General features: G+C 64.8%; 14 protein-coding genes. 10 read left to right on the top strand and 4 right to left on the bottom strand.

Translation table 11 applies throughout. From position 1 onward, the window contains the following. Positions 1-156: 156 nt before the first annotated feature. From CKW13_RS08875 to CKW13_RS08860, 4 genes are all read left to right on the top strand, one after another. A complete protein-coding gene (locus tag CKW13_RS08875) occupies positions 157-1335 on the top strand; it encodes an LLM class flavin-dependent oxidoreductase (RefSeq protein ID WP_095108222.1) in 1179 nt (392 codons plus the stop codon). Further along, on the top strand, positions 1332-2384 hold the full coding sequence (locus CKW13_RS08870) for an ABC transporter substrate-binding protein (protein WP_095108221.1): 1053 nt from the start codon (positions 1332-1334) through the stop codon (positions 2382-2384). Before CKW13_RS08875 ends, CKW13_RS08870 begins: the two co-directional genes overlap by 4 nt. 27 nt (positions 2385-2411) lie before the next feature. Beyond that, positions 2412-3470, top strand: a complete 1059-nt coding sequence (locus CKW13_RS08865) for an ABC transporter substrate-binding protein (protein ID WP_095108220.1) — start codon at positions 2412-2414, stop codon at positions 3468-3470. Positions 3471-3842: 372 nt separating this feature from the next. Continuing rightward, complete coding sequence (locus CKW13_RS08860) at positions 3843-5039, top strand: MFS transporter (RefSeq protein WP_095108219.1); 1197 nt, start codon at positions 3843-3845, stop codon at positions 5037-5039. 12 nt (positions 5040-5051) lie between these two features. Here the strand turns inward: CKW13_RS08860 and CKW13_RS08855 are convergent, their stop codons facing one another. After that, on the bottom strand, positions 5052-6089 hold the full coding sequence (locus CKW13_RS08855) for a dienelactone hydrolase (protein ID WP_095108218.1): 1038 nt from the start codon (positions 6087-6089) through the stop codon (positions 5052-5054). A gap of 135 nt (positions 6090-6224) precedes the next feature. Next, positions 6225-6836, bottom strand: a complete 612-nt coding sequence (locus CKW13_RS08850) for an FMN-dependent NADH-azoreductase (RefSeq protein WP_095108217.1) — start codon at positions 6834-6836, stop codon at positions 6225-6227. Positions 6837-6965: 129 nt separating this feature from the next. Between CKW13_RS08850 and CKW13_RS08845 the strand changes: the two genes are divergently transcribed. Beyond that, positions 6966-7874 (top strand): LysR substrate-binding domain-containing protein, encoded by a 909-nt coding sequence (locus CKW13_RS08845; RefSeq protein ID WP_095108216.1) that lies wholly within the window; start codon positions 6966-6968, stop codon positions 7872-7874. Continuing rightward, entirely contained in the window at positions 7871-8221 is a 351-nt protein-coding gene (locus CKW13_RS08840; protein ID WP_095108215.1) for an MmcQ/YjbR family DNA-binding protein, read from the top strand. The genes CKW13_RS08845 and CKW13_RS08840 overlap by 4 nt, the downstream gene beginning before the upstream one ends. Here the strand turns inward: CKW13_RS08840 and CKW13_RS08835 are convergent. After that, the gene (locus tag CKW13_RS08835) at positions 8218-8616 is read right to left on the bottom strand and encodes a DUF1294 domain-containing protein (RefSeq protein WP_095108214.1); all 399 of its coding nucleotides are present in this window, start codon (positions 8614-8616) and stop codon (positions 8218-8220) included. The genes CKW13_RS08840 and CKW13_RS08835 overlap by 4 nt on opposite strands. Continuing rightward, positions 8613-9443, bottom strand: a complete 831-nt coding sequence (locus CKW13_RS08830) for an undecaprenyl-diphosphate phosphatase (RefSeq protein ID WP_095108213.1) — start codon at positions 9441-9443, stop codon at positions 8613-8615. The genes CKW13_RS08835 and CKW13_RS08830 overlap by 4 nt, the downstream gene beginning before the upstream one ends. A gap of 279 nt (positions 9444-9722) precedes the next feature. Here CKW13_RS08830 and CKW13_RS08825 point away from each other — a divergent pair, with 279 nt between their 5' ends. The 4 genes from CKW13_RS08825 (at position 9723) to CKW13_RS08810 (ending at position 13417) form a co-directional block, all read left to right on the top strand. Beyond that, on the top strand, positions 9723-11357 hold the full coding sequence (locus CKW13_RS08825) for a methyl-accepting chemotaxis protein (protein WP_095108212.1): 1635 nt from the start codon (positions 9723-9725) through the stop codon (positions 11355-11357). A gap of 182 nt (positions 11358-11539) precedes the next feature. Beyond that, entirely contained in the window at positions 11540-12103 is a 564-nt protein-coding gene (pnuC, locus tag CKW13_RS08820; RefSeq protein WP_095108211.1) for a nicotinamide riboside transporter PnuC, read from the top strand. After that, positions 12100-12636: an AAA family ATPase gene (locus tag CKW13_RS08815; protein WP_095108210.1), complete on the top strand. Its 537-nt coding sequence runs from the start codon at positions 12100-12102 to the stop codon at positions 12634-12636. Before pnuC ends, CKW13_RS08815 begins: the two co-directional genes overlap by 4 nt. A gap of 328 nt (positions 12637-12964) precedes the next feature. Continuing rightward, positions 12965-13417, top strand: a complete 453-nt coding sequence (locus tag CKW13_RS08810; protein WP_095108209.1) for a hypothetical protein — start codon at positions 12965-12967, stop codon at positions 13415-13417. The last annotated feature ends 1 nt before the right edge of the window (position 13418 follow it).

Below are 13418 nucleotides of genomic sequence, written 5' to 3'. Positions count from 1 at the left end.
CTGCCAAGGTGTTGCCACAGACGCAGCCCGCCCCGCGCCCAGGCGGCAAGCCCCGTAAACCTGGGGGTTGGAGGCATGGCATGGGGGTTGCAATCGCTCTGTTCAGTTATCCGCGCCGCCAGGCACCGGACCCCATAAGTGGATCAGGAGTACCCCATGAGCACTGAATTTTTCTGGCGTTTGCCGCTGGGCACCGACGGGCCGCAGCTCAGCACCGACAAACACAATCGCGGCAGCCCGCGCCATCGCCCCGGCCATATCGCGCCTGGGAGTTTGGCCAATGGCGAGGCGGACGGTTTTACCTACATCGACTACATCGCCCAGGTGGCCAAGGCCGCCGAGCTGGCCGGGTTCGAGGGCGCATTGCTGCCCACTGGCCCGGAGCCGTGGATCGTCGCCGCGGCGCTGGCCCGGGAAACCCGGCGCATCCGGTTTTTGATCGCCTTCCAGGCCACTTGGACCCTGCCGGCCTACGCCGCGCAACAGGCGGCGATCCTGCAGCACCTGAGCCACGGGCGCCTGGACTGGAACATCATCACCGGCGGCAACCCCGCCAGCCAGCGCGCCCAGGGCGACTACCTGGAGCACGACCGCCGCTACCAGCGCACCGGTGAGTTCCTGGAGGTGATCCAGGGCCTGTGGAACAACGAGCGGTTCTCCTATGAGGGCGATGTCTATCAACTGGAGAACGGCGCCCTGCCCCCAGGCCTGCACAACGAGCGCAAGCCTGGGGTGTACTTCTCCGGCTTCTCCGATGCCGCGCTGGATGTCGCCGCCAAGCACGCCGATGTGTACCTCAACTGGGCCGAGCCGGTAGACAAGCTCAAACCCCACATCGAGCGGGTGCGCGAGTTGGCGGATAAACAGGGGCGCACCGTGCGCTTTGGCCTGCGAGTCGATCTGTTCGCCCGGGAAACCGAAGAGCTGGCCTGGGCCGACCTGCGGCGCCAGTTCGACAAACTCCAAGGCCGTGGCAGCAGCCTCGCCCAGGGCTTCACCAGCGGCTCGGACTCAGTGGGCGGTGCACGTCAGACGGCTTATCACCAGAACGTCGACCGCTTCGAGGACTTGATCCTGGGCCCCAACCTGTGGGCCGGTTTCGCCAAGGCCAAGCCGGGGCCGACCGTGGGCCTGGTGGGCAGCCACGAGAACATCGCCGAACGCCTGGTGGAATACCGCGACGCCGGTTTCTCGACCTTTATCCTGGCCGGCAACCCGCACCTGGAAGAAGCCCTGCGCATCGGCCAGGAAGTGCTGCCCCTGGTGCACGAACGGCCCGCTGTCGCCCCCCCACATGAAAACCAGCGCCTGACGCCGGCGGAGAACCCAGCATGAGCCACGCTCTCGACACCCTCTGGTACACCCGTTGCCCGGTGCCCACCGGCCTGGGTATTGCAGTGCAAAAAGGCTGGTTGCAGGAGCGCATCGGCGCCCTGGGCACCCAGGTGCAGTCGATCCGCGAGTCCGCCGACCAGGCTGTGCGCGAATCCCACTTCGACCACAGCCTGCGCCACTCGGTGCGCCACGGCGGCAGCATCCCGGCAATCTGGGCCCGCGCCCAGGGCCGCGCAACCCGGCTGCTCGGCTTGTCCTGGGCCGATGAAGTGCAGTTGATCCTGACCCGCCCCGACAGCGGCATCCACACCGTCAAGGACCTCAAGGGCCGCACCTTCGGCCTGCCGGACTGGGCCGGGGCGCAGATCGATTTCACCCGTGCCCAGGCCTTGCGCGGCCTGGAAAACGCCTTGCGCCTGGAAGGCTTGCAGGTGGGTGACATGCAATTGGTGAATTTCCGTTACGGCGGCACCTTCAGCGACCCGCAGGTACGCACGGTGGCGGGCAGCCCGGTGGGCGCAGCGCAGCGCCAGACGCGCAACCTGGAACTGCTGGGGCTGCTGCGCGGCGAGGTGGACGCGATTTTCCTCAAGGGCGCCAGCGCCGCCCAGTACGCCCACGACCTGGGGCTGCACACCGTGATCGACACCGGCTCGCACCCCGACCCGCTGGTGCGCAGCAACAACGGCACGCCACGCACCCTGGCGGTGGACCTGCCCCTGCTGGAGCAGCACTTCGATGTGGCCCAGGGCATCCTCGACGCCGTGTTGCGCGCCGAGCACTGGGCACACGGCCACGGCGACGAAGCCCGCCGCTACCTGGCCCGGGAAACCAACAGCAGCGAATACTGGGTCGGCGCCGCCTACGGCGAGGACGCCCATCTGCGCCTGCGCACGGCCCTGGACGAGCAGGCCATCAGCGCCCTGCAGGACTTCACCCACTTCCTCCATCGCTGGCGCTTCATCCCCCGTAGCTTCGACGTGCGCGAGTGGATCGACCCCAGGCCCCTGGATTCGCTGCTCAACGCACACACCGCATTGGCTGGTTGACCGGCCCGGTTCAAAGGACGAGAACGTATGAGCACACCACTGGACACCCTCTGGTACACCCACAGCCCGGTGCCCACGGGCCTGGGCATCGCCGTGCAGTCCGGGCGCCTGGCCGAGGCCTTTGCCCCGTTCGGCACGCGCATTCAGTCGTTGCGCGAATCCAGCGAACGGGAAGTGCGCGAGGCCCACTACGACCATCACCTGGTCAATTCGGTGCGCCACGGCGGCAATATCCCGGCGATCTGGGCCTACGCCAGCGGCGCACAGACGCGGGTCGTGGGGCTGTCGTGGAGCGATGAGGTGCAGTTGATCCTGACCACCGCCGACAGCGGTGTGAAAACCATCCGCGACCTGAAAAACCGCCGCTTCGGCGTACCGAAATGGGCCAACGTGCAGATCGACTTCACCCGCGCCCAGGCCCTGCGCGGCCTGGAAAACGCCCTGCGCCTGGAAGGCCTGAACGTGGCCGACGTGGAACTAGTGGACTACCCCTACGGCGGCACCTACAGCGACGAGCAGAAGCAGCACGTCTATGGCTCGCAAGTGAGCCTGGGCACCAGCCGCTTCAGCCGCCGCAACAACGAGCTGATCGGCCTGCTGCGCGGCGATATCGACGCGATTTTCCTCAAGGGCGCCCACGCCGTGCACCTGGCGGACGAGTTCGGCCTGCATGTGGTGGTGGACACCGGTTCGCACCCGGACCCGCTGATCCGCGCCAACAACGGCACGCCCCGCACCCTGACCGTCGACACCCACCTGCTGCGCGAGCACTTCGATGCCAGCGTGCGCATCGTCGACACCGTGCTGCGCACCGAACAGTGGGCCTGGGCCAACCCCGACGACACCCGGCGCTTCCTCGCACGTGAGCTCAACACCAGCGAATACTGGGTCGCTGCCGCCTACGGCGAAGACGCCCACCGCCGCCTGCGCACCACCCTCGACTCGCGCTCCATCACCGCGTTGCAGGACTTCACCGACTTCCTCCACCGCTGGGACTTCATCCCCCAGCGCTTCGACGTGCGCGACTGGATCGACTTCAGCGTATTGGAGAAAGTCATCGGCTCTACCTCAAGGCTCGCGGTTTGAGGCGTTCATTGCGCCGCCCTACCACTCATCCACTGTGTGCGAGCCCGCTCGCGATGGGCTGCGACGGGCCCATACATCTGCGTTGGCAGATAGGCCGCCATCGCGGGCAGGCCCGCGCCCACCGTGGAACGCTGGTGTGGGTGGGGTTTTCATTTTCCTCTGTGGGAGCGAGCCCGCTCGCGATGGCGGCGCTGAGTGGCGGTGACGAGTGGTAGGGTCAGACCGTTGCTCCCACAAAGAGGTGATGCCAAAGCAACATCCGGGCTAAAGAAGGGTTTTGTGCCAACCCTGCGGCTGAATCGTTAGCCTGCTTTCCTTTACCCCACCGCGCCCCCAGAATGAACGACTCCGCCCACCCGCGAACGAGTTCCCATGACTGCACAGCCCACGCCACCGCTCGGCTCCATGGCCGTCACCGTGCAAATCCTGTCGATCGTTTTCTATACCTTCATTGCCTTTTTATGCATCGGCCTGCCGATTGCCGTGCTCCCGGGCTATGTCCATGAGCAGTTGGGTTTCAGCGCGGTGGTGGCCGGCTTGACCATTGGCGCGCAATACCTGGCCACCCTGCTCAGCCGGCCCATGGCCGGGCGGGTGTCAGACAGCATCGGCACCAAGCGCGCTATCGTTTATGGCCTGGGCGGCATCGCCGCCAGTGGCGTGCTGACCTGGCTGTCCGCGTTGCTGCAAGGCTGGCCGCTGTTGAGCCTGCTGGTGCTGTTGGGCGGGCGCCTGTTGCTGGGCATCGCCCAGGGGCTGATCGGGGTGGGCACCATCAGTTGGTGCATGGGCCAGGTGGGCGTCGAGCATACCGCACGCTCGATTTCCTGGAACGGCATCGCCTCCTACGGCGCCATCGCCATCGGCGCGCCGCTGGGGGTGGTGATGGTGGCGCAACTGGGCTTCGCTAGCCTGGGCATTGCCCTGACGGCCCTGGCCCTGTTGGCCCTGCTGCTGATCCGCAACAAGCCCTCGGTGCCGGTGCTGGGGGGCGAACGCATGCCGTTCTGGGCGGTATTCGGGCGTATCGCGCCTTATGGCGCCAGCCTGTGCCTGGCCTCCATCGGCTACGGCACCCTCACCACGTTTATCACCCTGTACTACGCCGACCTGGGCTGGCGCGGCGCCGCGTGGTGCCTGACGGTGTTCGGGGTGTGCTTCATCCTCTCGCGCCTGCTGTTTATCTCCAGCATCCAGCGCTTTGGCGGGTATGCGGCGGCGATTGCCTGCATGGGCATCGAAACCCTCGGCCTGGTGTTGCTGTGGCTGGCGCCTTCGACCGGGTTTGCCCTGCTGGGCGCGGGGTTGGCGGGGTTTGGCCTGTCGCTGGTGTACCCGGCGCTGGGGGTGGAAGCCATCGCCCAGGTGCCCAGCACCAGCCGTGGCGCGGGGCTCAGTGCCTATGCGGTGTTCTTTGACCTGGCCCTGGCGATTGCCGGGCCGGTGATGGGCGCGGTGGCGTTGAACCTGGGGTATTCGTGGATATTCTTCTGCGCGGCGTTGCTGTCGGTGTCAGGCCTGGGCCTGACCTTGCTGCTCAAACGCCGCGCCTTGTCGATGCTGATGTAGTAAGCGGGCTTGCTACGGCAGCTCGTGGTGGGCGCTGGCCTGGCCCGGTTTACCCAACGCATGGGCAAAAAAACGCCCGGCTTCTCCAATCAAGGTGCGGTGGATGTTGTTGCGATCCACCCCATCGGCGTCGATGCACAGCGCCGGCATGGCGCGCTGCTGTTGCGCCGTGCAGGGGGCCATGAAAACAAAATGCCCGGCCCCGGGCAGCAGTTTGAAATCCGGCGCCGACGGCAATTTGCGCGCCAGGGCAGCGGCGTTTTTGTCGTAAGCCACTAGGTTGTCGCCGTCGCCGCTGTACAGCAGCACCGGCACATGCACCTCGGCCAAGCTGTGGCGGCCGAATTTCAGGCTCAACGGCGCCATCAACAGCAACGCCCCCACCCTTGGATCGGCCACCACTTGCAGGTCGTCGCGGTCGGCGATCAACTCGCCTTGGGTGCTGCAGGCGTCAAGGTCGTTGGGCCGTAGCGCGCAGTAACGGCGTAAGCGCTGCAGGTCCGGTGTGGCACCGGAGAGGATCAGCGCTGTCTCGCCACCCGCCGAATAGCCGATCACCCCTACTTGCCGTGCACTCACCGAGGCCGCCAGCAACGGGTCGTCGAGGGTGGCGCTGATGGCACGGGAAATCTGCAACGGCCGCCCGTAGAGGTTGCTCAGGGTGCCCGAACGGCTGTGATCTTCGGCGTTGTCGCCGGGGTGGAACACCGCTACCACCACGAACCCCTGGCGCGCCAGGGCGGTGGCCAGGTCATGCAGGGCCAGCGGCGTGCCCGTGTTGCCGTGGGACAGCATGAGCAGCGGGAAACGCCCCGGGGCGAGGCGCACGTCCTGGCTGGCCAGCAATGGGTAGCCCTCCACGTCACTGATTTGCTGCAACGCCGTGGAGGGGTAGAAGGCAATCGCACGCATCGGTTGCTGGTCCAGCGGGTCGAGAAAACTCATCCAGTGATAACCCACACTCCAGCGCGGCTGCCCGCCCGCCACCGCGTGCACCGGCGCCAGGCCAGCCCAGAGAAAAATCAGCCACAACGCACCCAAACGTGCCATGCAAAGCCCTGTCGATTTGGTTGAAGGCATCGCCGCCGGGTTTAAGCACAACCCGCGCCAAGCCTTTAGCGCAAGCATAAAAAAACTCCGCAAGCGGCGCCGCTTACGGAGTCTAGTGGCTGTTGGCCGTGGCGATCAGGCGGCGGCGAACAATTGTTCATCGATGTGCGCCTGGGCATCGCCCATGGCTTTGCCGCGCACGTCCTCACCGTAGCCCAGGCCATGGGCGCGAACGAACTCGACGTCGGTGATGCCCATGAAGCCGAGCATGACTTTGAGGTAATCCTCATGGCCGACACCCGTGGCCTGGCCCACGTGCAGGCCGCCGGAGGTGGACACCACGATCACCTTCTTGTTGCCGCATAGGCCTTCGGGGCCGGCTTCGGTGTAGCGAAAAGTCTGGCCGGCGACGGCGATGCGGTCGATCCAGGCCTTGAGTTGGGTGGGAATGGTGAAGTTGTACATCGGTGCGGCGATCACCACGGCGTCGGCGGCGAGGAACTCGGCCAGGGTCGAGGCGCTGAGCTGGGCTTCGTGCTGCTGGGCGGCGTCACGCAGTTCGGCGCTGGTGCCGGCGGCGACCAGGGTGGCAGCACTGAAGTGGCTGATGGCGTCGCTCGCCAGGTCGCGGTAGGTGACGGCCAGGCCAGGCTCGGCGGCTTGCCAGGCGTGTACCACGCTGCGGCTCAACTGACGGGAGGCCGAGTTGTCGCCCAGGATGCTCGAATCGATATGCAGAAGTTTCATGTGGGATCTCCAAGTGAGGACCGCGACAGGGCGATCAAGTGGGGACAATCCTACAGGTGAATCCAATCACCTATTAGGCGGTAATAATGCGATTATTCGTCCCACCGACAGGACAATGAGCCCACCCCCATGCAAGACCTTAATGATCTGTACTATTTCGCCAAGGTGGTGGAGGCCGGTGGCTTCGCCGCCGCCGGGCGTTTGCTCGGCATTCCCAAGTCGCGCCTGTCGCGGCGTATCGCCGAGTTGGAAGAGCGCTTGGGCGCACGCCTGCTGCAACGCACCACTCGCAGCCTCAAGCTGACGGCCGTGGGCGAACGCTACCTGCGCCATTGCCAGGCGATGCTGCTGGAGGCGGAGATGGCCGACGAGGCGGTGGCGAGCATGTCCAGCGAGCCCCGTGGGCGGTTGCGCATGTCGTGCCCGGTGGGCCTGGCCCATGAGTTCCTGCCGGGGGTGATCGGCAGCTTTCTTGAACGCTACCCCCAGGTGCAACTGGACGTGATGCTGGTCAACCGCCGCGTGGACCTGGTCAGCGAAGGCATAGACGTAGCCTTGCGGGTGCGCGAGTTGGGCGATGAAGACCCGCTGCTGGTAACCCGTCGCCTGCGCCAGGCGCAAATGGTGATGGTGGCCAGCCCGGCGTTTTTGCAAGAGCGCCAAATCGAACGCCCCGACGACCTGAAAAGCGTCCCGGTGCTCGGCGCCCTGGAAAGCGATCGCCTGGTGCACCTGCGCATGCTCGACCTGCAAGGCCACGCCACCGAGCTGAGCCTGGAAGCCCGCCTGGGCATCGATGACTTTGTGGTGCGCAAGGCCTGCACCCTGGCGGGCCTGGGGTTCACCCTGCTACCGATGATGTACTGCGAGCAGGAGCTGCAAAGTGGCCAACTGGTGCAACTGCTGCCCGATTGGTCACTGCCCGGCGGCTGGTTGCTGGCGGTGTACCCTCACCGCCGCGGGTTGTTGCCAGCCGTGCGCGCATGGATCGATCATCTGGCCCATTCATTCAACGCCTGTGGGGATCGCCTGTTATGAAGATGAACGAAGCCGATGTGGCAGCCTTCTGCCTGGCCTTGCCCGGCGCCCGGGAAGACTACAAATGGGGCGGTGTGCGGGTGTTTTCGGTGGCGGGCAGCAAGATGTTTGCCCTGCAGAACCTGCGCGGCGATTCCCTGGCATTCAAGGTGGACAAGGATCTGTTCCTGGGCCACATCGACCGCCCTGGCATCGGCCCCGCGCCGTATCTGGCGCGGGCGCAGTGGATCATCATGCAAACCCCCTACCCGCTGGGCGCCGAAGAACTGCAAGGCTTGCTGCGACGCTCCCACCAGTTGGTGGTGAGCAAACTGCCCAAGCGCACCCAGGTCGGCCTGTTGCTCTAGAAAATCGAAAACAGGGTGGCGCCGAGGAACAGGCGATCGATCCAAAACACCTGGTGCGCCAGCACGATCAGCCAGAACACCAGTTGGTAGGCGACTTTGCGGGTTTTGTGGCGCAGTAACTGCTGGGCCAGCAAGGCGCCGGGCCAGCCGCCCGCCAGTTCCACCGCGTGCAGGACGTTTTCCGGCACGCGCCACTGCCCGGCGCGGGCCATACGTTTATCGCGCCAATAGAGCAAGAACGCCAACAGGCTGACCGCCCCGTAGGCCACCAATGGGATCGGTGACACCCCGCGCAACCACAAGGCCAGCGAGCCACCCAATGGCAACGCAACCAGCAGCGCAAACACCAGAACCTTGAGGCGCGGGTATTGCAGTGCGCCGTTCGGCGCCTTCATGGCTGGGCCGCCGTCCAGTCCACCCAGGCGAACTGCCAGGTGGCCAGGATCAGCAAGCCGAACACGATGCGATACCAGGCAAACGCCGCGTAGCTGTGGTTGGCGATAAAGCGCAGCAGGCCCTTGACCGCAATCATGGCGAAGATGAAAGCGGTGACGAAGCCAATGGCGAACACCGGCAGGTCGGCGGGTTGGAACAGGTCGCGGTACTTGTAGCCCGAATACACCGCTGCCCCGACCATGGTCGGCATGGCGAGAAAAAACGAGAACTCGGTGGCGGTTTTGCGCGACAGGCCAAACAGCAAGCCACCGATGATGGTCGAGCCCGAGCGCGAGGTGCCGGGAATCATCGCCAGGCACTGGGCGAAACCGACCTTGAGGGCATCCTTCCAAGTGATGTCGTCGACGCTGTGGGCGTGCACCTCGTGCTCGCGGCGCTCGGCCCAGAGCATCACCACACCGCCCACCACCAGGGCGGCAGCCACGGTCACGGGGTTGAACAGGTATTCATGGATCAGGTCGGCAAAGACCACCCCCAGCACCACCGCCGGTAGAAAGGCGATCAGCAGGTTGGCGGTAAAGCGCCGTGCGTTCGGCTGGGTGGGCAGGCCCACGACCACGTCGAGGATCTTGCGCCGAAACTCCCAGACCACCGCCAGGATCGCCCCTAGCTGGATGATGATGTTGAAGGCCATGGCCCGCTCACCGCCGAAATCGAGGAGGTCGGCAACAATGATCTGGTGTCCCGTACTGGAAATGGGCAAAAACTCCGTCAGCCCTTCTACAACTCCAAGAATCAATGCCGATGCGGCGGTCCAAAAATCCATCAAGCCCCCGTGAAGCAATGCCCCTGGCATGCCCCGTCAATAATTTTTATGCGTTCACTGCGACAACATAGCGCGTACTGGCGCGCGCCTGAGATCCGTAGAATCGGGAAAAATTCCCTGAGCGCTGTTCAGGTTTGCCCAACGCGGCCGAAATCCTAGCAGACATACCGGTTTGGCGCTGTCGCGTTAGTAGACTTGGGTAGGGTTGGTGCCATTGGCCAAAGCATGCTTGGATGGCTTGGCCTTAATGACAAGAACAAGAATCTGGAGTGACCGGTAATGAATAGCTTACGCAGTGTGTCGATCAGCCGCCGCTTGTGGCTGATCCTGGTGGTGTCTGTGTTGATGCTATTGACCTTGGGCATGTTGATGCTCAATCAGATCCACAGCGACCTGTACCAGGCCAAGGCCGAGAAAACCCGCCATGTGGTGGAGACCGCCAATGGCGTGCTCACCTACTACCACGGCCTGGAAACCGCCGGCACCCTGAGCCGCGAAGCCGCCCAGCAACAAGCCCTGAACGCCGTGCGCGGGCTGCGCTACAACCAGGACGACTACTTCTGGATCAACGACCTCAAGCCCGTCATGGTCATGCACCCGGCCAACCCCAAGCTCGAAGGCAAGGAACTGTCCGGCATCAAAGACCCGGACGGCTTTGCGCTGTTCAACGCCATGGTCGCCATCGCCCAGGAAAAAGGCGCCGGCACCGTGGACTACCGTTGGCCGAAACCGGGGGCCGAGGCACCGGTGCAGAAAACCTCCTACGTGCAACTGTTCCAGCCCTGGGGCTGGATCATCGGCTCGGGGGTATATATCGACGATATTCAGGCCCAGTTCTATGAGCAGGTCTGGAAAGCCTCGCTGATTGGCATCGTGATCGCGCTGGTGATGGCGCTGCTGGTGATCCTGATTGCCCGCAGCATCGTGCAGCCGTTGCAAGAAGCTGTGCACGCCATGGCCAACATCGCCAGCGGCGAAAGCGACCTGACCCGCAGCCTCGACACCCACGGCCAGGACGAAGTCACCCAACTGGCCCGTCACTTCAACACCTTCACCGCCAAGCTGCGCCAAGTGGTGGGCCAGCTGCAGCTCTCGGCCAGCGCCCTGGGCCAGTCGTCTACGGATCTGGGCAACAACGCCAGCCAGGCCCAGGAACGTAGCCAGCAGCAGTCCCAGCAAATGGAACTGGTGGCCACCGCCATCAATGAAGTCACCTACGGCGTGCAGGACGTGGCGAAAAACGCCGAGCACGCCGCCAGCGAAATGCGCGATGCACAGGTCCAGGCCCAGCAGGGCCAGGTCAATATCGACAGCAGCCTGCAACAGATCGACCAGTTGTCCAGCACCATCGACCAAGCCGTGGAGGTGATCCGCACCCTGTCGGCCGAAAGCACCCAGATCGGCAGCGTGCTGGAGGTGATCCGCTCGATCGCCGAGCAGACCAACCTGCTGGCGCTGAACGCTGCCATCGAGGCCGCCCGCGCCGGCGAGCAAGGCCGCGGCTTTGCCGTGGTGGCAGACGAGGTGCGGCTGCTGGCCCAGCGCACGCAGAAGTCCACGGCGGAAATCCAGGCAATGATCGAACGCCTGCAAAACCATTCCGAAGCCGCCGTGCGGGTGATCGGTGACAGCAGCCGTGCCTCGCAGTTGACTATCGAGCAAGCCGGCCTGGCCGGCGCCAGCCTGAGCGCCATCGGCCAGGCCCTGCAAAACCTCAACGGCCTCAACGCCTCCATCGCCAGCGCCACCCTGCAACAAGCCCATGTGGTCGAAGACATCAACCAGAACGTCACCCAGGCCGCCGGGCTGTCCCAAAGCACCGCCCTGGCTGCCGAACAATCGAGCCTAGCCAGCGTTCACCTCAAGGAATTGAGCGAACAGCTCAACGCCCTGCTGCGCCAGTTCAAGGTCTGACCTTCCCTCCCGGCCCGCTGCTGCTGTTGTAGCAAGCGGGCTTGCCCGCGCAAGGGCGCGTAGCGGCCGTAAAAATCTTCCGGGCACACCACCGTCGGGGCGCACTGCGCACCCCAGCGCGGGCACGCCCGCTTGCTACGGGGTACAATCCCGGCCCTCTTCGTGCTCTGCAAGGAAATGCCATGTCCGGGTTAGAACTGTTTGCCGCAACGCTCGGCGTGATAGCCGTGTGGCTGACAGTCAAGCAAAACCCCTGGTGCTGGCCCATCGGCCTGGTGATGGTGCTGCTTTACAGCTGGATTTTCTTCGAGGTCAAACTCTATTCCGACATGCTCTTGCAGGTGATCTACGCCGCGTTGCAGCTCTACGGCTGGTGGCAGTGGACCCGTGCCGGCGAGCGCCACAGCGGCCGCCAGGTCACCCGGCTCAACACCCAGGCCGTGGCGCAGGGCCTGGCCATCGGCGCAGTCGGCAGCCTCGCGCTGGGCGGCGCCATGGCCCATTGGACCGACGCCGCGCAACCCTGGTTGGACGCGGCCCTCACCGGGTTCAGCCTGGTGGCACAGATGTGGATGGCGCAGAAACGCCTGCAATGCTGGGCCTTGTGGATTGTGGTGGACGTGATCTTCGTCGCGCTGTTCGTCTATAAGGGCCTGTACCTCACCGCCGCCCTCTATGCACTGTTCACCCTGATTGCCGTGCAGGGCTGGCGCCAATGGCGCGCCGACCCGGCGTTGCAGCCATGAAAGTGCTGGTGTTGAGCGGCCCGGAATCCAGCGGCAAGAGCTGGTTGGCCGAAGGCATCCAGCAGCGTTTTGGCGGTGTGCTGGTGGGCGAGTATGTGCGCCACTTCATGGAGCAAACCCAGCGCGACACCTGCCTGGCCGACATCCCGGCCATCGCCCGCGGGCAGTTGGCCTGGGAAGACCAGGCCCGCGCCCAGGCCCCGCAATTGTTGATTCTCGACACCCACCTGCTGAGCAACCAGCTCTGGAGCCTGGCCCTGTTCGGCGACTGCCCGGGGTGGATCGAGGAAGCACTACTGGCACGCCATTACGACCTGCACCTGCTGCTCTCTCCCGAAGGCGTGGCTTGGACGGGCGATGGCCTGCGCTGCCAGCCCGACCTGGCGCAACGCCAGGCCTTTTTCGATGCCAGCCACGCCTGGCTGCAACAGCACCAGCGGCGATTCGAAGTCGTCACTGGCGATTGGACGGCGCGACGTGAGCAAGCCTTCGCCGCCGTGGAGCACCTGCTCGCCACCCCGAACCAGGGCTGAAAAGCCTGCAAAATCCCCGAAACTGTCCATTCCTGATACACCCTTGTGCGCCGAACCCCCACCCCCGCCAGCGGCACGCGCCTTTAATGGGGCAACTGTCACGCGGCTGATACAGCCCTGCCCAAAGGCCCGGTCTAGAGCGTTTTCACCACATCCAGCGGTTCTCGGCCCTCACGCCTGTCTCAGCGTTGATACAGGCTCGCTCGCGCTGTTCTCCGGCGCCGAGCTAACCCTTTGATTTAAAGACACAAACAAAAAGCGGCACGGCTTCTGCTCTACACCTTCGCAACGCTGACAAGGCCAGCGCATTGGAAGAAGGAATGCCGACATGGGCAACAACAATAAGCGCTTGAACCGCCTCCTGCTGACAGGCTGTGTCCTCAGCGCGATGTATTGCCTGCCCGTGGTGGCGGCCGGTGACGGCACTATTGTGCTCACGCGCCCTGTTGACCCCATTGCTGCCGGCCGCAAGCCGCTGGCGCCCAACCCCAACCCCACCACCGTCAACGCCAACCCCTCGCAACAGGTCTTGAGGGCTACGGGGGAGCTGAGCGATGGCGATTTCGCCGGGGTCAGCAGCGGCCAGCGCATCCAGCAGACCGTTAACAACACCGCCCCCACCCACATGCCCGGCCTCAACGTGGTGACCAACCCCAATGGCCTGCCCGGCATGGGCGCCAGCGCTGGCAGCGGTGCCGGTGCGCGGATCTCCGGCACCATCAACCGGGCCATGGAAACCGGCATGCGCCCCCTGATGAACCTAGGCGGCAAGGGGAACTGAT

This window comes from Pseudomonas sp. Irchel 3E20 (assembly GCF_900187645.1).
GTDB lineage: Bacteria > Pseudomonadota > Gammaproteobacteria > Pseudomonadales > Pseudomonadaceae > Aquipseudomonas.
This window is presented reverse-complemented; position numbering and strand designations above follow the sequence as displayed.

Coding starts and splice junctions, on each gene's coding strand:
- CKW13_RS08875 (WP_095108222.1), top strand. CDS start 157: ATGAGCACTGAATTTTTCTGGCGTTTGCCGCTGGGCACCGACGGGCCG.
- CKW13_RS08870 (WP_095108221.1), top strand. CDS start 1,332: ATGAGCCACGCTCTCGACACCCTCTGGTACACCCGTTGCCCGGTGCCC.
- CKW13_RS08865 (WP_095108220.1), top strand. CDS start 2,412: ATGAGCACACCACTGGACACCCTCTGGTACACCCACAGCCCGGTGCCC.
- CKW13_RS08860 (WP_095108219.1), top strand. CDS start 3,843: ATGACTGCACAGCCCACGCCACCGCTCGGCTCCATGGCCGTCACCGTG.
- CKW13_RS08855 (WP_095108218.1), bottom strand. CDS start 6,089: ATGGCACGTTTGGGTGCGTTGTGGCTGATTTTTCTCTGGGCTGGCCTG.
- CKW13_RS08850 (WP_095108217.1), bottom strand. CDS start 6,836: ATGAAACTTCTGCATATCGATTCGAGCATCCTGGGCGACAACTCGGCC.
- CKW13_RS08845 (WP_095108216.1), top strand. CDS start 6,966: ATGCAAGACCTTAATGATCTGTACTATTTCGCCAAGGTGGTGGAGGCC.
- CKW13_RS08840 (WP_095108215.1), top strand. CDS start 7,871: ATGAAGATGAACGAAGCCGATGTGGCAGCCTTCTGCCTGGCCTTGCCC.
- CKW13_RS08835 (WP_095108214.1), bottom strand. CDS start 8,616: ATGAAGGCGCCGAACGGCGCACTGCAATACCCGCGCCTCAAGGTTCTG.
- CKW13_RS08830 (WP_095108213.1), bottom strand. CDS start 9,443: ATGGATTTTTGGACCGCCGCATCGGCATTGATTCTTGGAGTTGTAGAA.
- CKW13_RS08825 (WP_095108212.1), top strand. CDS start 9,723: ATGAATAGCTTACGCAGTGTGTCGATCAGCCGCCGCTTGTGGCTGATC.
- pnuC (WP_095108211.1), top strand. CDS start 11,540: ATGTCCGGGTTAGAACTGTTTGCCGCAACGCTCGGCGTGATAGCCGTG.
- CKW13_RS08815 (WP_095108210.1), top strand. CDS start 12,100: ATGAAAGTGCTGGTGTTGAGCGGCCCGGAATCCAGCGGCAAGAGCTGG.
- CKW13_RS08810 (WP_095108209.1), top strand. CDS start 12,965: ATGGGCAACAACAATAAGCGCTTGAACCGCCTCCTGCTGACAGGCTGT.